This is a genomic window from Mucilaginibacter sp. (assembly GCF_025362475.1).
Taxonomy (GTDB): Bacteria; Bacteroidota; Bacteroidia; order Sphingobacteriales; family Sphingobacteriaceae; genus Mucilaginibacter.
The window spans coordinates 172,131-192,593 of record NZ_JANYGH010000055.1 but is presented as its reverse complement, the minus strand read 5'-3'; the positions used below and the strand labels follow the sequence as shown (position 1 = coordinate 192,593).

The following is a 20,463-nucleotide window of genomic DNA, read 5'->3' as shown; positions in this document are numbered from 1 at the left end:
AAGGCAAATTATCAACGTGGGTAAAAGCTAATAACCAAGCTGTGTAGTTTTCAGCTTGGTTATTCCTTGTCAATTGGTCTTATATTTTGTTTCCTGTTTCGTTACCATATTTCTGCAACAACGCATTTAAATGACCTTTTTTGATAAACGCTTTTGCAAAAAAATCAAATATCGGCTCGGCTATTTTTTGAAACCCGACCATTTTGGAGTTGCTTAAATAGACAAATAATACTAAGTCTGAAAATTTACCCGGAGTTCCCGCATCGTTTGCCAGGCCATCTTTTGCCAACCCGTTTAAAATGAATAGGGCATGTTCAAAGTTTTTATTCCCAGGTTCAATGGTTGTTGTGATCACACATTCCTCGCTGGAAACATTGTGATAATAATGTTTTTCGTTCGGTTCGATGGTTGCTTTATCTCCCTGCAATAAATGGTGGATGTTTTTACCTTTCCCTACTTCCAGTGTACCTTTCAAAACCTCAAATGTTTCTGAAAACAAAGTGTGATAATGCCAGGGCGTCTTTTCGCCCGGAAGAATATTCAACTCCAATACGCTGTTGTTACCCGTGTCTGCTGAACTGACCAGTTTAATGTATCCTTGTGTTTTCATAGCGCTTTTTGTTGAGGTTTAGTTATCAATAAAATAATCCCGGATACAGCGCAAATCAGAATAGCGATGATGTGTGGCATGGCTTGAAGAATACTATTATAGCTTTTGCCCAGCACAATAAGCATATCGGTAACAGGAACCATTGTACCTGCCAATAAGGTTACGCCCAAAGCACGCCTTTCATTCATCAACACAAAAACGCACAATAACAGCCCCGAAAGTATATCCCTGATCCCTTTGATATAATGAAATGAATAATCTCCCTGTTCGTTAAAATGTATGCCGTATCCTGCTTCAGCTATTTCAGGGGATAAGAGAAAACGGGTACCTAAAAAAATTAATCCCAGGCCGGTTACAAATGCAATTGCATAAAAAATTTTTGTTGTCATGATAATTCGTTTTAAATGTCGGAACAAAATTATCGGGACGGCGACGAGGATTGATGCACCTGGGTTAACAAATCAAGACTGGCTTGAAATTCTTTTACGGATCCGGCTTAAAGACTGGGGTTTGACACCGACATAAGAAGCAATATGGTATTGGGGGATACGCTGGGCAATATCAAAATACGCCTTTATGAATTTTTCATAACGTACTTCAGGCTTGTCGCTGTAGAGCGAGTCAATTTGACGGATGATGTCGATAAAAACCTGCTCTAATCCTAAACGTCCGAATCTTTCCCCGTACTTAACTTCCCGGTAAAAAGTTTGCAGGTCGTCGTAACTGATTGTCCAAATTGTCGTATCCTCTAAAGCTTGTATAAAGACGATGCTCGGAAGTTTGGGTATAAAACTCTGGTAGTCGCAAACCCATTCTCCTTCTTTATTAAAGTAATGCGTTTGCTCTTCGCCGCTGGTGAACAGGTAATATCTGACAAGGCCCTGCTCGATAAAGGTCAAATGCCGGCAAACCTGGCCCGCTTCCAGCAAATGTTCATCTTTTGGTATTATTTTTTTGTGGAATAGCTTTTTGACCATTTCTTCATCTGCCGGTGACAGTGGCACATGATTTTTGATCTTTTCGATAAGCATATCCATTTGAATCAGATTTTTAGGTAAAAATACCAATATCTTCTCTATTATTTCCTATCCAGGGTAGCCGGCTGCGGGTGCGTCTTATAATACCCTTACGCCGGAAACCCTGCAGGATTATGTAGGCCAATATTATTCCGATGAAGCCCAGGTAAAATTCTCTATCGTCCTTCAGGGTAAAACCCTTATGCTTAGGGAGACGCCGCATGGCGCTGATACCCTGGTGGCTACCTATAAGGGTGGGTTCAACTTCTGGCGCGGAACAGTATATTTTGAAAGGGATAAACGAAAGAAAATAACGGGTCTGAAGATATCCATCTTCCGTGCCAGGAATGTAGCATTTAAGCGGCTTTGATCCGGGGAAAGTGCGCAATAATTCAAGTAGAAAGTCAAGCAAAAGAGATATCATACTTTCTATATCTTATCGCTGAGACATATAACCTTCATAAAGATTGATTACTGGCGAATAGAAAGCCTTAACAGGAATATTGTAATGGTAATGCTACTTCAGCAATAACTTTCTAACTGTTCTGTGCGTGTCAGTAAAGTAGATCGTATTTTCATCTTGGGATAAGGCCAAATTATATGCGTAAACATCCGCAGCCTTACCAATCCCGTCATGGCCATCCCTCGGCTCTTGCGGACCGACAAGATATTTTATCTGATTATTTGAAATACTATATATCTTTCCCCCGCTGGTTAAATAAATCGACCTGCTATCCTTGTTACCTATAATGTCATCTACTCCGCCATAGATAAAGTTCGAAAAGATCCTTGTCAATTCTCCTGAAGGGGTGTATTTATAAATATGGGTATTGTTGACAACTATATATTTCACACCATTATATCCAGAGAAAATCTTAGATACAGACGGAAAATTCAGATCTTCTGGTATCAACCTGTCGGGCGCCAGGTAATAAGTATCCACGCCTTGCTTTCCATCCGGTAAAATTTTTTCAATAAACCCCCTCATTCCTGTAGCAGTAAACTCCAGGCCACATGTCCAATAGTAATTGTAGTATGGATCAGCAGAAAAACCACCATAGTAGCCATTTTTATTCCCGGTAATGGCTAATGGTTTGGCTCCTGGCTTGTAAATCCAAAATTTATATTTTGAATCATATTCGAACTGATAAGCAAAAATCGCTATTGTACCATCTTTGGCCTGTTTAACAATATATGGGTTTAAAAGCTTTGACCCATCTGCAGCATTTGGGATATTCAAAGTGAAAACAACTCCACCCTGTGTCACCTTTCGGATCTTATTATTTCGTACATCAGCAATTAAAAGGTTTCCGTCATTTGCCAATTCAATTCCAAAAGCAGACGCAAACAGGGCGTTTTTCCCTATCCCGTCTTTATAACCTTCTACGTTGGGTTTTCCAGCAATAGTTATTACCGTGAACGGTTTAGTAGCGGTAGCCGTTAACCCGTCTTTAAAATTCTGTGTTGTTTCAGGAATATCCGATCCGGAAACTGCAGTATCCTTTTTACAGCCGCTAACAGCCATTAATGAACAGCATAAAACTGTAAGACAATGTGAATATTTCATTGGATTAATAAGTAAAATCCCATAATATTTTTTTTCAAAAGAAATTAACTGTTTGAGGATTGTAGCTTGATCTCGACCCGGCGATTCTTTTTTCTTCCGGCACTTGTTTTATTGCTGGAGACAGGAAGTGTACTTCCGAACGGCGTGGTGACTATTTTATCCTCAGGAACTCCTTTTTCTACAAGATATTTCTTAACAGCTAATGCTCTCTTATCAGATAACTTCCAATTCCCTACGTAGGTACCAATAGAATCGGCATGCCCCCTGAGCGCTAAAGCGTATTTTCCTTCATTCATTAGTTTTGCAAGCTGATCCAATTGTTCTGTATACTGGGTGTGCACGTCTGCCCGTGAAAAATCAAATTCCAGATTTTTTGTTATCTCCTCAATTGACATGGAGACAGATCTTTTAAATTTTAGTTTGTATGACGTAGAATGGATTACTCTATATTTTTTTTTGCCTGAATTTTTTGCAGGAGATGAATATGCGTTTATAGTAAAGCAGGGAATCAGCAAAAATGCTATTGATAAAGCTATTTTCGTTTTCATAATATTACTTGATTAACTGGTTTATAATAAAGATTTGTAGAGTAAACTTAAATCATAAGTTATTAAAATTCATTGCCTTAAATTAAGTTGTTGGCTATTATGTGAATTTTTGTGCAAATAAATTCTACTGAAATTTATCATTACCTATGGTAAGCGTTGGTATGTATATTAATACTAATACTCAATTGTTTACGGTTTTAAATACATTCTTGCACAGGATAGTTATAAATGAATAAATCACGTAAAAAAACACTTAACTTTCGATGTAATTCATTAAGATTAGTTTAAAGGCTCTCGAGTAGTTATTACTACGCGGGGGCCTTTTTTCTGAAAATTGCCAAAATAAAAACCGCCAAAACATGAGTTGAGTTTTGGTAGGTGGAAATTAAGCCCTGTGAGTGTGTGTAATGATTGGTGCCTGGATCATTGGAAGAATATGCAATTTTTCCAATGTGAAAATAATTGAATAAGCCCCTGTTAGAGGGCTTACCTTACAAAATTAACTGATTTAAAACTGATCTGACTCAAAGGTAACTACACAAGGTTGATTTTAATGGCACAAAATTTCACAGTTATGAATCAATAATTATTTTTTTTAATAAATATGCGGTAAGGTCTTTCCCATAAGGCAATGTAATAATATTCAGAATTATAATAAATTTAAGCCTTTTCTCAAATTTATTATAGGCGATAAAGCTTACATGTACACTTTTATACATTCTTATCACAGGTTTTTCGGGTACCTGTATGGCGCTTTATAAATGCGTATTATTGTTGGTAATCAGCAACTTATGTATTTAATTTTTATGCACATGACGGGTTTAATTACTAATTATAATTTAAAAATTTTCGTAAAAAGCAAAAAGGGGGCTTGTTTAATGCTATTTTCAGTTCTATATTGCTTCATTTTTTCTGATTACGCTAAAGGCGCTGTTTTTGTCAGCAAGAATTATTCATTCCCGTCTAACGTTGCCAAACCTGAATTGACAGGTGCATTAACAAGCTTTACTACAATTAATATAGCATTTTTGCCATCTACATCCACTGCACCTACAGGTTACACAGCTGATAATGGTTTGGCTTATACCGATGCGCGTGGTTTTGGGTGGATAAACCCTTCAACGAAAGTTCCGCAGGATATGGCCGCGAATATGCGTATCCGTACAGGTACGAGTGAAAAGCGATTGTTAGGCGTAGTTCAGATACAGGCCAGCGATAAGGGGCAGCTACCCGGGACCTGGGAGTGCGCTGTGGTGAACGGTACTTACCGGGTAACAATAGGAGCGGGTGACGAAGGTTATTATGACAGTGATACGCAGATAAACGCAGAAGGGTTACCGGTTATAGCAGACTTAATCACTTCGGCATCGGCCAAACATAAAATAGCGATAGGAGTGGTAACAGTTACCGATGGTAAACTCACCATTGATGCTAATGGCGGTGTTAACAGTAAAATGAATTTTGTAACCATTGCTCCGGCAGATCCTGTTACAGATGCTATAGCACCCACAGCAAGTATAAGGCTTGTAGGTACACTCAATGCTGCAGGCGCCTACACTAACCAAGTACAGGTGCTTGCTACCGGAACAGATAGCGGGGGAGCAGGCATGGATTCGTTGAAATATGCTGTGAATAATGGTGCGTATGTTAATTACACAGTTCCGTTTATCCTCACAGCACCGGGTAATTACAATATTTCAATAAAATCGGTTGATGCCAATAATAACCAGGTTGTAACCAATTCGAGTCCTTTTACTATTGCGGCTCAATCAACAGGAACCAATAAATCTATAGCATTTTTGCCATCTACATCCACTGCACCTACAGGTTACACAGCTGATAATGGTTTTGCTTATACCGATGCGCGTGGTTTTGGGTGGATAAACCCTTCAACAAAAGCTCCGCAGGATATGACCGCGAACATACGGATCCGTACAGGTACGAGTGAAAAGCGATTATTAGGTGTTGTTCAGATACAGGCCAGCGATAAGGGACAGCTACCCGGAACCTGGGAGTGTGCTGTGGTGAACGGTACTTACCGGGTAACAGTAGGAGCGGGTGACGAAGGTTATTATGACAGTGATACACAGATAAACGCAGAAGGATTGCCGGTTATAGCAGACTTAATCACCTCGGCATCGGCCAAACATAAAATAGCGATAGGAGTAGTAACAGTTACCGATGGTAAACTCACCATTGATGCTAATGGCGGTGTTAACAGTAAAATAAATTTTGTAACGATTGCTCCGGCAGATCCTGTTACAGATGCCATAGCGCCCACAGCAAGTATAAGGCTTGCGGGTACACTTAGCTCTCCCGGAGTTTACGTTGATCAGGTACAGGTTTTATTAACGGGTACCGATAGTGGAGGAGCAGGCATGGATTCCTTGAAGTATTCATTAAATAATGCTCCATACGTTAATTATACAGTTCCAGTAATTATAAATACGATTGGAAATTACAGCATTGTGGCCAAAGCCGTTGATGCCAATAATAACACAACGATAACCACAGCCACAACTTTCCGGTTTGTGGTAATTAAACCGCCGGCAACGTATATGGTGTTGAAGAACCCTGATGGATTTCCGGCCGATGATCGTTTGCTGTTTTCAAAGATTCAAACACCCTGGAGGCGTGTTAGTCCCGATACGACTCCTTACAACGCTAATCACGATAAAATAAAGCTTAGGATAAATAACAAAGGAGCTGCTAAACTTACGGTAACAAAACTGGCGCTCAGCAACCCGACTGCATGGAAGGTAGCTTCTGTAGGAAGCGACACCTTAGCAAAGGTGCCCTTTAATATAAATTCCGAAGCTTATACCGACGTAACAATTCAATTTATAAGTAAAGACGCTGGCTCACGTTTAAAGGTATTTAATGATACGTTGGCTATAACCAGCAATGATAGTATTGCCCCTATTAAAAGTGTTAAATTAATCGGCGTTTCGCAACTCGAGGGAGAGGGAGTTAACGAACCCTACGCCCAACAGTTGCTAACGGCCGCCGGCTTCACCTCAATAACAGGGTACGGTCATGATGATGGAAATATAGATGGTTCTGCCCGCGTGCCAAATTCAAGTGAGGTAGTAGCCTCTTATTTTGTGAGGGCGGATGCAAGCCGACCGGTAACCGTTCGGCAGGTTGCTGCATATCACGGATGCTGTTCGGCAACAGAATCCATAAGATATTTTAAAAAGGGATCAACGGCTTCTACTATGATTTTTACGCATAATAATTTGGATGGCCAGTCTGTAATTCCCCGGCTTTACGGCAGTACATCAGCCCCAGCCACTAATACATTTAATCCAACCGGATCTTTTGGATTTAAGGTAGGTTCTTCATCAACAGATAGAACACAAAATTATAATGGATTGATAGGGATGCGAATTTTGAAAGCTATGGATGGGAATGGGAATATTATTCCAAACGCGTATTTTTTTGATTGCGATTATTTAGGTACGGCATTCACCAACTATGACTACCAGGACAATATTTACTATTTAGAAAACATAAAGCCGGATTCAGGGTCGCTGCACTATGCCGATTTGGTGCCACTTCCTAAAAAAATGATAAGTTTTGATCCTGCGAAAACAGGCAGCTCCATCTCCTATACCTTAACCATAAAAAATTCAGGGATCAGCTATCCCGACGGCACCAATGACTCGCCGATTACATTGAAGAGTGTCCAAATCGTAGGGCCCGATAATGCCGAATTTTCCGTGAGTGCCCTAAAAACGGCAACTCTAGCGGTGCAGACAACTACCACCTTAACTGTTAAATTTAATCCTGCTACAGTTGGCATTAAAAATGCGGCTTTATTGATAAATTACAACAGTGCATCATCTCCGCTTCGTATCCCGCTTTATGGAATAGGTAACACAATCACATCAACGGTTAATGTCATCAAAAGGATAAAAAGTGGCTCGGATGTGCCGCTAACATTAGCGGGTAACACCTATGAAGCAGATAAAAACTACAGAGCAGGTTCGGTTAAACTTGATGCACAGGCAACAAAAACGACTGTTTTGGGTACAGATATAGATAGTTTATATCAAACTTACTTATCTGCAGCGGCAGAACTTGCAGAAACCAGATATGACATACCAGTAACTAATGGAGATTATTTTGTAAGACTTCATTTTGTTGAAAACTATTGGACCGTTCCTGGCACCAGGGTATTTAATACGGTTATTGAAAACAAGGTTGTTTTAACCAATTTTGATATTTATGCCCAAGTTGGTTACAGGGCAGCATTAGTAAAGGATATTCCTGTAACGGTAACAGATGGGGTGATGAATATGAAATTTGACCCAACAGCTAATCGTGTCGGAATTGCAGCAGTAGAAATATTTCAAGTACAGCCGGTAAGTTCGTTTGCTTCAACATCTCTTCAATCAACCAGTAGTTCTCTCGTAACAGAAAGCGATAAGGAGAAAAGGAAGATTATTGTTTATCCAAATCCAAATTTGGGTAGTGTTTTTAGTTTGAATGCAAGCAGCTTTTCAAAAAACGAAGAGGTAACATTATTGATTACCACGATGTCGGGTCGTTTACTCCAAACAAAAACGTTCACTACCAATGAGTCAGGAAATGCCAATATTTTGGTTAACCTTAATAATACTTTAACCAAGGGGGTTTATATCATAAATGCACGCAGCGCAGCGGGAAATTTATCTTCAAAACTGCTCGTTCAATAAAATTATTCTCCAACCATAATGTTTTACTTTTGAAGTAAAAAAACATTTGTAAATACCTGTCAATTATTAATTGATGGGTATTTACTTTTAAAGCATCTCTCAAAAATTCCTTAAAGCCATTTTAAGCTATTAACTCAAGTGGGAATAGTGCTTTTGAGGCGCAGATTAAATTCTTATAAGCCTTAGTTGATATTCACTTTTATATCATTTTTTCATAACATTCTCATAAATCTTCACGTATACTTAATTAAGCTATCGTATAATTGCAAGTAAATTAAACGATTAGGTATTTTATGGCGATTTTTTACTTTTTTGTATTAATTTAATTTAAATGGAAACACCAATTTTAGTTGATGAAGCGAATGGACTTCACTATAAATCATTTTTTTATATGACCAACACTGTTAATCAATGGCTAATGAATGCCGTTAGCGTTCCGCAAACATATTTTACAGAAAAGTATTATTACGACTATCAGCAAAATGAGCTTTTCGTAGTCAATGAAGATGATGCTAACCTGCTAACGGTAATTGAAAATGATGGGAACAGTCGAGGTTATACAGGTGAAGATATTGCAAAACTCACAGACAAAGTGTCAAAGATCTCTGCTGGTTTCGGAGTAATCGAAATTCCTCGCTTGAAATTGGAAGAACGTATTGCAATACAAATAGACTTTATTTCCTTGATGGAAAATTTTAAATTTTTTGAAGATTTTTCGGAAGTAATTAATCAACAGGATCAGACACAAACGTTTGCACTGGATGATCTGCTGATAGCAAACAAAAGTGCATATCTGTTTATTGATTACTGGGCCGAGTTTAAAACTAAACAACTTGCCTGTTTTTTAAATGATTTTGAAGATAATCATGACATAAATTTGCAAACAGTTCAAATCTGGGATCAGTCTATTTTTAAAAGAGTGTCATAAAAAAGAAAAAGCAAAGTTTGGATTAAAATAAAAAACTCTAAAAAATCCCGATTACAGCTATCTTAATTGTCTACCGATCATTAATAATATACAAACAGACATAGTAAACTGTGAAAATGTGTAAAGCTCTACTTTACACATTTTCACAATTTACTATTGAATATCTTCGTTAACAATAAAGCAAAACCAGCTTTTTAAATAATTGAGGGCTATATTTTATCTTTATAGCCCTTTTACCCCCCTTTACACAAACTTTACAATTTTGAATTTAACTGTAGAAGTTGTGAAAAAAACTTGTCTCCCAGATTTTAAGTTGCCTTTTTTGTTGTAAATTAATATTTTAATTTATATTCAAAACAAAGGTTTAAACTATGAAGTAACGGTGTCTGTCATTTTTGGCACGGACACGGTTAATAAGATTTAATGATAAAAATTGTTATGGTATCATATTGGGATAATGACGAAGTTTTAAGATATGCATCTTTAAAGTTTTTAAGACAATTTAATATTTCCGATAAAAAAAAAATAGGCACATTAACATTGAGCGAGTTATTAGGACCGCTTTATAATAGTCATTTGCCACATTTAACCTCAGTGCTAAGTGGCAATCCAAGGGTTTTTGAACAAGACCTTTCGGATAGTTTTACAAATCTCCGTCTATGCATTATTACTTACTACCCGGATTGGAAAGACAATTTGCCTGTAGGTTTTTATCTGCAGATTTTTGAAAAACCAGAAATAAATTTGCATGATCCTGATTTAATGATGGCAATTAATCAATTTAATAACTCGATTGTAAAATCGAGTTCGTCAGGTCAATCTTACGAAGAAATATCGGTTATTGATCCACAAATTGAAAGGGTAGCAGAATATCTGAAATCAATATTACTATCCAAATTTCCAGGCCTTTCTCATATTGCTGAAATTCATTTCATGTCGGCTTCCAAATTAAAACGGGATTTCAAAGTTGCTTATGGCGTAAGCCCGTTTATTTATTTCAGGAAACTTCAAATGGATGTAGCAGAGCAATATTTAAAAGAAAAAAGGTATCGAATTGGAGAACTTGCTACGATCTTCAATTTTTCAAATCCTTATAATTTTACGTCATGCTATAACCGCTTTAAAAACAAATCGATTGATTTGAAACTTGATTTACTTTCAATTTTAGCAATATTCATGATGATATTTGAATGTGAGCTGTCAAAGTTTTAGCCATCATTAATCCTTACTTATATATGCTTTCGTAAAACGTCAACTAAGTATGCAATATAAGCTGGCACCCAATTTAGCTACAGAATAATTGTTACATATCCGCTTAAATTTACTTTGTCAGCAGTTAAAATGTAATAATAAACTCCTGATTGTAACTGTTTACCATTATAGAGGCCATCCCAGGTTGAGCTTTTTGAATTCACTATCATTTCACCGTATCTGTTATAAACTTTGACCCGGAATTTGGAGTCGTACTCGAAACCTTTAATTGTCCATTTGTCATTAACGCCATCTCCATTGGGAGTGAAAGCCGTAGGTATAAAAATGGAACTTTTGACAAAAACTCTAACCGGTGCCGACACAACCATACAGCGCCCGCTTGTTGTAATGCGCCTGTAATACATATTCACGGCGCTTTTTGGAGGTTGGAAATCTACCTCTGTAGCATTAGGTATAGGTTTCCAGTTTAAGTTGTCGGTTGACTCATCCCATGTAAATTTATATTCATTACTGCCTCCTGATGGATACCCTCCTTTTATAAGCGCAGGCGAATCATCCGGCAAGATAACCTGGTCTTTACCAAGGAGATTATAATTGACAATCTCAGGTTCAATATCAATGGTAACTTCGTTGGAAATGCTTGTACAGGAGCCGCTTGAAACCAATCGCCTGTACCGTTGATTTCCAGGGAGGCCGTTTGGAAAATAATCGGATGAGGTATTATTAGTTATATTGCTACTCCAGGTTCTGCCATTGTCTGTAGATACTTGCCATTGATATTCAAACTGGCCATTTCCACCTTTTAAGGCTTCAGTAGCTAATATTTTCGAAGGAGTGTCTCCAAAACAAAGAATTTGATCAGTACCTATTGTATTGTTTTCTATAAGAGGCAGAATGTTCACGATTATTTCCGCAACATCGCTTTCGCATCCTGTTGGGTTTGTTTGCGACACGTAATAGGTAATTGCTTGTGCAATGTTGGTAGGGGGAGAAGGTGCCTGGCTATATTTATTTTTTAATGTTGCATCGGTGTACCATGTAAGATTATTACCGTTTGCAGGGGTAGCTGTTAAAGGCGCTGCGCCAGTATTTAAACAAATATTAATGTGCGAAGTAACTACCGGTTTTTCGGGCAAATCAATTACGAAAATGGGACCAGTATCAATGGATACCTTACCACATGGATTTGAAGCTTCGATGACTACTGTATAAGCATTATTGAATGTGCCCTGGCTGGTAACTGCCGTTTGATTTTGAGAACTATTTTCAAAAGTGTGCATAATCGTGTCAACAGCTTTTGAATAGTTTTTAACAACGCCATCGCCATAGGTAACTTTATAACTTGTAGCAGCCGGTGTTAGGTTTTTAATATTTATAACCATTGGTTGATGAACGCACACTTTATCAGCCTGTTTTTCAACGGATATTTGTGGACTGATGCCAACATACACATAGTATGTTTGCGTATTTACGCAGCCTTTAAGGCCCGTAACACTAAAAAACATTGTGTAAAAGCCCGGCAAATAAGTATGTGTAACACTTTGAAATGTTTTACTTATAAAATCTGTCGATTTATCGCCCCAGGCAATTCGATAGCTGAGGTTTGATGTGCCGGATTTATTTATAAACTTAAATGATGAAGGGGTTGTTGTACAGCTAACAAAATAAGAAGCTCCGTTATAAAAAGTCAACCCATTGGCGCTTAAACTTGTGCTTGGTGTTTGGTTTAATTTTATTGTTGTTTTTGCAACACTTGTGGCGCATCCTGCTTCATTTGTTACAGTTAATTTCACTGTGTATACCTGTGTTCCATTGCCATGGTTCCCGATAAATAAGTGGCTTGGATTTTCGAGGTTTGAAGTGTTGTTTTTTTGAGAATTGGGGTCGCCAAAATCCCAGGTATATTTCAAATTTGTACCCGTTGAAGTAGAGGTGAACCGGATAGGTGAGGTTGCACATTTCCCGTCAGCAGAATGGGTGAAACTTGCCACCGGGGTATCACTTTTTAGTATATCAACTTTTGGGAAAACTACAGTATTGCCCCCAAATGTCGCGGTAGCACTATATGAGCCAATTGATGTTGCAGTATAAGTAGGTTGGTTGGCGGCTTGAATAGTGACCCCGTTTAAAAACCACACTATTTGGGCATTACTTTGATCTGTGGATAGCGTTAATTGAACGCTTCCTCCGGGGCATAGCATCTTAGAAGGGGTGCATAAAATTTCATCCGGATTGTTATATGAAATTATTATTCTCTTCTTTGCCGACAAATATTTTACATTAAAAAAAAACAATATCAACAGAAAAAGAGTCTTAATATAAATATATTTAGACATATCATTCGTTTTTGAAAAAACTCGGTATTTAATAATTGGTCATTCTGCTTATATCGGCTACATTAACATCTTCATTTGCAGAGAGAGGGGGTCAGAGGGCCTGAGATGAAAAAATTTGCTGAATAATATGCTGAGTTATAGGTTTAACGAAATAAGATTTAACAAAGGGAAACTTTTTGCAGAAGTTTCTATCACTGTTACTAATAGATGATGTTAGTATAAAAATGTCTACATGTTTGATGAGTTGATTTTCAACTAACGTGAAACTTTTCAAAAAATCCCCTCCGCTAAAATGAGGCATATTTAAGTCTAACAAGATTAAATCGGGCAAGGCAACTATATCCTGGCTGTGTTCTTTCAAAAAATCCAGCGCTAAGCGAGCATCAACGCTATGTAAAATTTCTAACGGTCGGGCATACTTATTAAGCATTCTATCTGCTATAAAATGCTCCAGTGGATTATCATCTATCAAAAAAACTTTAGCCATTGTCTTAATTAAATACTCGAAATTTTCAATAAGTAGAACGCGGATTTAAAACCAAGCCCAGTAATTCTGTACATGATCAATTATTCACTTAAATTATTAATCATGCACAGCTTACCTCATAAACAAAAATTGTGGGCTCTTTTTTGATGCTGTTTTCTTGTTTAACCATCTAGTCCTAATTTTTTGCGTTCTAAGTATTCGCTTATATGGGGATGGGTTAATTTCAGTTGATTATATTGCTCAAGTAATTCTATATACCGATTTTTCCACACATGATGTGTTATTGTATCTTTTAAAATCAGGTCGTCAGGATTTGGCTCCTGATAATTATAAATCTCCTGGAAATCTTTTTTAGTAAATAAATCTGGAAATTCGACTGAAAAATCGTGTTTTAATAAAAGACCTAAACTGAAAATAATTTCAGTTTTCAAGTATTTTTGGTTAAACCAATTATATACTGACCTTCGATTGACGTGAGCAAGATGAGCGATTTCACTTATGCTATAGCCTTTTTTTCTAATCACCGCCTCGACGGTTTGTCCATAATGTTTGTCCATGGTATTTTCCTTTAATGCCAGGTTAATAAGTAGTTAAAATGTTTTCCTCTTTTGCAATTCCGCATACAGCATTAATTATACGAAGCTCAGCGTTGTTTCATCAGTATTGATAACTAAGGCGCAATTGAGTTCTTTCATTAACATTACAACGGATTTTCCTTGAATTTTAAGTACTTCACCCTGCCAGTCTAATAGTACACCATCTTGTATTTTTATCGTGTCGCCAACCCTAATCCGGGGAAGGCCTACCGCTTCAACGTTATCATAACTTTCAACAAGTGTCTTTATGCGTTCAATCTCTGTGTTGTTAATTGATGCAGGCTTGCCACAGTGATGAACAAAGTTCACAACCCCCATTGTTTGCCTAACCTTGAGCAGATCCTTTGGATTTGCCTTCACAAATAGGTAAGATTTGAACAAGGGTAGCTCGACAGTTTTAATTCTGTCGACCCAGCGATGTTTAGTTTTGATAGTTGGACAGAACGAATTGATGTTCTGCATTTTGAGGAGTTTATCAACTTTCTTTTCCCATCTGGATTTGGTGTAAACTACATTCCATCTGGAATTGTTGAAATCACTGATTTCTTTTTCTGTTTGTGTAAAATGTGCCATAAATTTATATTTGAGAGTTATGTTTTTGTGTTTGGATCACTTCTATTTTTACATATTCCTGCTTTTTTGCGAGTTAAATAATTAATTAAATGTTATGACAATAAGTACTGGTTGTAATATTTTCCCTATTGAAATTATTTTCAATTTAAAGATAATCCCCTTGATTAAATTGGTGTTTAGGATTATGTATATCGTTTTGTGAAATTTTGATTACCTATGAGAAATTTTTTCTTAAAGAAGTTAAAGTTGAAGGATCTTCTTTAATTTTTCAGAATCTTTGAAATTATGGTGTTAAAAAAATAGAATATGATTTAATTCATATTGGCAGCTTTTGCTCGGTATTTCTCGTAATTACACACAAAACGCCGGATGTTATTTTAATAAATAGATAATACTTTATTATTGTATGAATTTTAACATCTATCATTTAGAGACGGGGCTGATAGTTTATGATCATGTAAGCGAAAGAGCTTCGCTATAATTAATATTTATATCGCAAAGCATGCGCACCATGCAATTTATCCGCCTGACGGATCTTGATGATCCAATTATTGATAAGATATGTAATGTGCTTAAAAATGCATATAGCAACGCATTGTCAGTTTTTTTTATATATAGGGATCCTAACTATAAACACTACTTGTGTGGGATGATTGAGCGTCCGGATGTGTATGTTTTTTATGTATGTGATTATTTGTCAAATGATCTTACGGGCTTTGTTCTTTTAGAAGTGGAAAAAAACGTTGTTTATCTACGCAACATCATTGTCAATCATCATTTTTCACATTATAATATTGGCTCCAGGATTTTTTACCGAGCACTGAATATTATAAAGAATGAAAGGAATGACGTTGATATGTTGTATTTGGATGCATTTACAAAAAACAGCGGAGTTATAAAATGGTACCTCAGCATTGGTATGGAGATTAACATGTATTTATATTGGTATGATATAACCGATTTATTTGAGACATCAACCATAGATACTGATGATATAGATAGGTATTTCAGCACACAATTTGTAGTTGATGTAAATGGCTTTAAAAAAGTAGTTTTTAACGACCAGGAAATTGGAACGTTAATTCAGGAAAAGTATTTAGTTGTAAAAACGCTCTTGACCAAGGATATATTGAATTGTATTAAATACTGCTTTTTTTCTGTACCTCTTTTGTCTGTTTGTTTGATGAGCAATGAAGTATTAAATCTTAAGTTAATTGAAAAATCAGCCCAATTGGTAGTTAACCTAAAAACATTGGAGATTAAAGATTATTAGCCAAATACAACACGTCGGGATAGTAATAGAAAGTAATTGAAGTTCTATTTGTTTAATTTATATCAAAAGCCATGAAAAGATGTATTTTATTTTTGCTATTGAATATAATATTACAGAGCACAGTTGTTTTAGCAAACAACATCACTATTGATTCTACAGCCAATACTTGTCCTCCTTATAGTACCTTACCCTGCTCTGCTATTCAGGTTTCTTTGCCATATTCTTTGTCTTTTAACGCTGGTGTTACAGGCACTTTAGTCGATAAAGCTAATATTGGTACCGGTTTTACCATGGCACTGCCATATTCCGGCACACGTTTGGCCGTTGATGGCGTTCCATCGGTAGCTGATGCTCCCGGATATGAGCCTTCAAAAATCAGCGTAACACAGGGCCGTTTGATTTTTGTAACAAACAAGGGTATTGACTTTTTGACTAACAATAATCAAATAAATATCTTAGGGGTAAAGGTTTTACAAAGTGGGAAAATTAATATAGAGGTTTCCATTGTCAATCCAATAAACGCGGCACAATCACAACAAGCCGGAATTTGGTTTGGTTTAAATGACCATACATTTATTAAGCTGGATATAAGCGGAAATAAAGTGGAGCTTAGAAGAGAGTTTAACGATTTAAGCAGTAGCGTTATAGGCGCTGGTAATCCCGATCAAAGGATAACACCGGTTATAGTAAACCTAAATACCAACACAGTAAGATTGAGATTAACAATAGATTCTGCAACGCAAACTGCGGAAGGTTTTTATTCTACAGACGGCGGAAGCACTTATTTGAGTACCGGCGCTGCCTATCCAAATTCAAACATAAAGATTAACGGCATGGGCGTAACCGGAGCTGCAACTTATGCAGCTATATACGCTACGCATCGTAACGCCGCAAGCCCTGTTACCTACACTTTTGATGACTTTAGTGTAAAAAAAGATGTTCCGATAGTTCCTTCGGCTACCTTAAAATTCTCAGCAGACAGCCTGTCTTATACTTTTTATAAAGGAGGAGCACTTAAATCCCAATCAGTTGTTTTATCATCTGGTATGGGATCTCCAGCGGTTACATTCAGAGCAATAACTGCCCCATGGCTAACTGTACCTCCGGCTGTATTAGGCACCATTTCATTTGGTGGAGCCAATATCAGTTCTGATTTAGCGCCGGGAACTTATAAAGGGGCGCTTATAGCAAGCGCAACTGGCTATGAATCAGATACTCTTGGTTTTAGATTAATTGTGGTGGATGGTATATCGCTTAATCCAACGTATGTGAATTTTCAAAATGCAGCAACAATACCTCCCAATAATTGGGTTCGGGATTTTGGACAGGCGTATGCTTTTAGAACCGCACCTTATCAATTATCTGGCCTGCAGTATGGTTGGCGAAGAAAGACAGATGCCACGCCATTTAATATAACATCAAATGGTTTTAATAGAAATGAGCCGGAAGATATCACACTTTCTACATTAATATACATGCAAGCTAACAACGTTATTGGAACGTTTCCTGGTTCAAAAACGCAATGCTATTGGGAAATTAAGGTGCCAAATGGAACTTATGATGTAAATGTATCGGCCGGCGATGGCGTAGGAGATGGCAATCCTGAAAGTGATAATTTAAAAATAGAGGGTGTGAGTGCCATAACAGGTTTTGTGCCAAGCGGGCTACCCGGCTCATCAACCAGATTTAAACAGGCTACGGTGAGGGTTCCGGTTACAGATGAACATATAACTATAACGGCCGACGGAGGCACAAATACTAAAATTAACTATGCCAGAATTACTCCTGTAAGTATAGCTCCTTTTATAGGATGGTCCAACAATACCATAAATCTCCTGGTTATTAAAGGAAACAGTGGCCCCAACACAATCTCTTTGCAGGCCGGCAATTCCGATAATAAGTCGCTTACCTATGCAATTGCAGCAACCTATAACACAGGTACCGGGGGGTGGCTGAGTTTTGCTTCATCACAACCTGGTGTTACGCCTGTAATTGTGCTTAACTATGCTACTGCTTATTCACTACCTGTAGGTGCTTATAGCGCGGCAGTTAAAGCATCAAGCAGTGGTTACTCAAGTTCATATACTAATATTTATTTACGGGTTGTTGACGGCAACGGCCCGTATGTGGTTTCATCTTCGCCAGCCAATGCCGCAACTAAAGTAAATCCAAGCACAGTAAGTGTTGCCGCCAATCATTTGTTTGTGCCTGCTGTAGCTGGGTTTAAAGGAGGGGTAGATAATAGTACAATCAGTTCAACTACAGTAAAATTATTCAAAGTTATAGATAATGTAGCCACCGAAGTAGCGGGCGTAGTACAAGGAACAGGCGGAGGAGATGCTATAAGCTTTTCGCCTAAAACGGCACTCGAAACAAATACAACTTACAGGTTTAGTATTACTAATGGTGTAAAATCATATAGTGGCGCTGCGTTTACTCCTTTCACATCAACATTTACTACCGATTCTGCAAATACTGATTTAACAATCAGTGTTTTAAATGCAAAATTTACTAAAAGCCTGGTGCAGGGCACCCAAAATAAAAAATATACCACTGTGCGTTTCGGTCCGGACGGCATGTTTTATGCTTTGCGACTCGATGGAGCAATTGAGCGCTATTCAGTTAACCATACCGATGGAACCTTAAGTAATCAACAAATTATTACCACTTTAAATACCAAATATGGCACAAGATCTGCAATTGGCTTAGTTTTTAGTCCTGCCTCAACTGCAAATAATCTTATTTGCTATGTTACCCATTGCTCACCCGGATTAATCAATTCACCGTTGTTTGATTGCAATATTTCCCAACTGAGTGGTAGCAATCTGGAAAATGAATTGCTTTTTATCACCAGGCTTCCGCGCTCAACACGTGATCATATGGCCAATAGCCTTCAATTTGGCCCAGATGGTGCAATGTATTTGTCGCAGGGTAGTAATAGTTCTGCTGGAGCTTATGACAGTGATTGGCAGCGTGATGAAAGTCTGCTCTCAGGAACAATCCTACGCATAGATATGGCGAGAATGAATACGGTTACTTTGCCTTTGAATGTTCAAACTTCGTCATCATTAAGTGTTATTAATGCCGCCCCGGCAAATTCAATACAGATGAGCGATGGTACTTACAACCCTTATAGCTCAAATTCACCGGTAACGATTTATGCTTCCGGCGTTAGAAATGCCTATGACTTACTTTGGCACAGTAACGGGCAATTATATATACCTACAAATGGTTCAGGCGGAGGCGGAAATTCGCCTGCATCCGTTGCCGGTACCCGCAGGCCAAACGGGGATTTCTATAACGGACAGGTTGTACCTGGAACTACTGACGTACAGGTGCAATTTGATTGGTTGTTCAGGGTAAATCCATTAAAAAACGTTGGATATTTCGGTCATCCGAATCCTTTAAGAGGTCAGTATGTTGAAAACAGGGGTAACATAGATAACCCGCTTTATTCAACAAGCATTCTACCAGATGCAGATTACAGGGGTGCGGCTTATAATTTCGGCTTAAACCATTCGCCAAATGGAGTTCTTGAATATAAAAGCAACACATTTAACGGGGCTTTAAAAAATAAAATTTTGGTTTGCCGTTTCAGTGGCGGTGGAGATATAATGGTAATGGAACCTGGCTCACTTGTAAAGGTATCATCTATAAATTCGGCAGATGACAATGATCACATCTATGATATTGTTAAAGTTACACCCGGATCAGGAAATTACGGTTTAATTGGCATGTCGGGCTTTGCTAATCCAATTAATTTGGTTGAAGATACCCTGAATGGGAATTTATATGTAATTGAATATAATTGGAACGTAAATCCTAGCCTTGTTACACAAATTACACTATTAAAGGTAAACGATACCCCAACGGCTCCAGCTGGTCTTTTGAGTGTATTTTCAAGTCCGGCGCCTGATGTACAAGGGTTAATAGCCTATAAAAATTATGATATATCGGTTGCTAATAAGGGCGATGGAGATTTGAAAATAAAGGATATTAAGTTAAGCGGAAACGATGCGTCAAATTATAATATCGAAGGAATAGCTTTGCCTACAAAGGATAGCCTTTTAGTGATGAAGAAAAACACCACGCTAACGTTTACTGTTCGTGCGCCTATAAATACAGCTTTAGAAAAAGCTGTAAAGCTTAGGGTAACCAGCGTTGAAGATACTGTTAAAGAAGTTGACTTGTCATTACAACCACAGTCAATTACAAATTCTTCATCAGATAGTGCAAACCTTAAAAAAAATAAAGCTGAAAGTACATTGAAAGTTTATCCTAACCCTAATGTTGGAGATTGGGCTCACGTTCAACTGGCAAACTACAGAAAGTTAGAGAAGGTAAATATTTCGTTATTTAATATCATGGGTGTTAAACTTAGATCAATGGACGTTACTACTGATTTACAGGGAAATTGTAACACCACAATACAATTACCCAAAGTATTAGGTACAGCCTATTTTATTGTAAGGGCTGTAAATACTACCGGCTCTAAAGAAGCTAAACTTATAATCCAAAATTAAGTTGATAACCCTATCAGTTAATTATTTGATGGAAGTAAATTAATTACTTCCATCAAATAATTATACAGACTTTGCAGGAGTTTGCAAAAATCCG

General features: G+C 37.5%; 15 protein-coding genes. 5 read left to right on the top strand and 10 right to left on the bottom strand.

What is annotated here, in order from left to right:
* Window positions 1-79: 79 nt before the first annotated feature.
* The 6 genes from Q0R88_RS18255 to Q0R88_RS18230 all read right to left on the bottom strand — a co-directional run bounded on the left by Q0R88_RS18255 (window position 80) and on the right by Q0R88_RS18230 (window position 3,741).
* Window positions 80-610, bottom strand: coding sequence for a cupin domain-containing protein (locus Q0R88_RS18255; protein WP_295718879.1), 531 nt, complete (start codon window positions 608-610; stop codon window positions 80-82).
* Window positions 607-999, bottom strand: a complete 393-nt coding sequence (locus Q0R88_RS18250; RefSeq protein WP_295718877.1) for a DUF4267 domain-containing protein — start codon at window positions 997-999, stop codon at window positions 607-609. Before Q0R88_RS18250 ends, Q0R88_RS18255 begins: the two co-directional genes overlap by 4 nt.
* A 72-nt stretch (window positions 1,000-1,071) precedes the next feature.
* Window positions 1,072-1,647: a Crp/Fnr family transcriptional regulator gene (locus tag Q0R88_RS18245; protein WP_295718874.1), complete on the bottom strand. Its 576-nt coding sequence runs from the start codon at window positions 1,645-1,647 to the stop codon at window positions 1,072-1,074.
* 13 nt (window positions 1,648-1,660) lie between these two features.
* The gene (locus Q0R88_RS18240) at window positions 1,661-2,050 is read right to left on the bottom strand and encodes a hypothetical protein (RefSeq protein WP_295718871.1); all 390 of its coding nucleotides are present in this window, start codon (window positions 2,048-2,050) and stop codon (window positions 1,661-1,663) included.
* Between the two features lie 93 nt (window positions 2,051-2,143).
* The gene (locus Q0R88_RS18235) at window positions 2,144-3,193 is read right to left on the bottom strand and encodes a hypothetical protein (protein ID WP_295718870.1); all 1,050 of its coding nucleotides are present in this window, start codon (window positions 3,191-3,193) and stop codon (window positions 2,144-2,146) included.
* A 44-nt stretch (window positions 3,194-3,237) separates the two neighbouring features.
* Window positions 3,238-3,741 (bottom strand): OmpA family protein, encoded by a 504-nt coding sequence (locus Q0R88_RS18230; protein ID WP_295718868.1) that lies wholly within the window; start codon window positions 3,739-3,741, stop codon window positions 3,238-3,240.
* Window positions 3,742-4,619: 878 nt separating this feature from the next.
* On the opposite strand from Q0R88_RS18230, the gene Q0R88_RS18225 reads away from it, so the two are divergent.
* From Q0R88_RS18225 to Q0R88_RS18215, 3 genes are all read left to right on the top strand, one after another.
* Window positions 4,620-8,441, top strand: coding sequence for a malectin domain-containing carbohydrate-binding protein (locus Q0R88_RS18225; RefSeq protein WP_295718866.1), 3,822 nt, complete (start codon window positions 4,620-4,622; stop codon window positions 8,439-8,441).
* 331 nt (window positions 8,442-8,772) lie between these two features.
* Window positions 8,773-9,369: a hypothetical protein gene (locus Q0R88_RS18220; RefSeq protein ID WP_295718864.1), complete on the top strand. Its 597-nt coding sequence runs from the start codon at window positions 8,773-8,775 to the stop codon at window positions 9,367-9,369.
* A gap of 423 nt (window positions 9,370-9,792) precedes the next feature.
* Window positions 9,793-10,581 carry an AraC family transcriptional regulator gene (locus Q0R88_RS18215; protein ID WP_295718862.1) on the top strand — a complete coding sequence of 263 codons (789 nt, stop codon included), beginning with the start codon at window positions 9,793-9,795 and terminating at the stop codon, window positions 10,579-10,581.
* A 77-nt stretch (window positions 10,582-10,658) separates the two neighbouring features.
* Here Q0R88_RS18215 and Q0R88_RS18210 read toward each other — a convergent pair whose 3' ends face one another.
* The 4 genes from Q0R88_RS18210 to Q0R88_RS18195 all read right to left on the bottom strand — a co-directional run bounded on the left by Q0R88_RS18210 (window position 10,659) and on the right by Q0R88_RS18195 (window position 14,573).
* Complete coding sequence (locus tag Q0R88_RS18210) at window positions 10,659-12,719, bottom strand: T9SS type B sorting domain-containing protein (RefSeq protein WP_295718860.1); 2,061 nt, start codon at window positions 12,717-12,719, stop codon at window positions 10,659-10,661.
* 289 nt (window positions 12,720-13,008) lie between these two features.
* Window positions 13,009-13,404 (bottom strand): response regulator, encoded by a 396-nt coding sequence (locus Q0R88_RS18205; protein ID WP_295718857.1) that lies wholly within the window; start codon window positions 13,402-13,404, stop codon window positions 13,009-13,011.
* A 161-nt stretch (window positions 13,405-13,565) separates the two neighbouring features.
* Window positions 13,566-13,961: a hypothetical protein gene (locus Q0R88_RS18200; RefSeq protein WP_295718854.1), complete on the bottom strand. Its 396-nt coding sequence runs from the start codon at window positions 13,959-13,961 to the stop codon at window positions 13,566-13,568.
* Window positions 13,962-14,036: 75 nt separating this feature from the next.
* Window positions 14,037-14,573 carry a UpxY family transcription antiterminator gene (locus tag Q0R88_RS18195; protein ID WP_295718852.1) on the bottom strand — a complete coding sequence of 179 codons (537 nt, stop codon included), beginning with the start codon at window positions 14,571-14,573 and terminating at the stop codon, window positions 14,037-14,039.
* Window positions 14,574-15,075: 502 nt separating this feature from the next.
* Here Q0R88_RS18195 and Q0R88_RS18190 point away from each other — a divergent pair.
* Window positions 15,076-15,846 carry a hypothetical protein gene (locus Q0R88_RS18190; RefSeq protein ID WP_295718850.1) on the top strand — a complete coding sequence of 257 codons (771 nt, stop codon included), beginning with the start codon at window positions 15,076-15,078 and terminating at the stop codon, window positions 15,844-15,846.
* A gap of 71 nt (window positions 15,847-15,917) precedes the next feature.
* A complete protein-coding gene (locus tag Q0R88_RS18185; protein ID WP_295718847.1) occupies window positions 15,918-20,369 on the top strand; it encodes an Ig-like domain-containing protein in 4,452 nt (1,483 codons plus the stop codon).
* The last annotated feature ends 94 nt before the right edge of the window (window positions 20,370-20,463 follow it).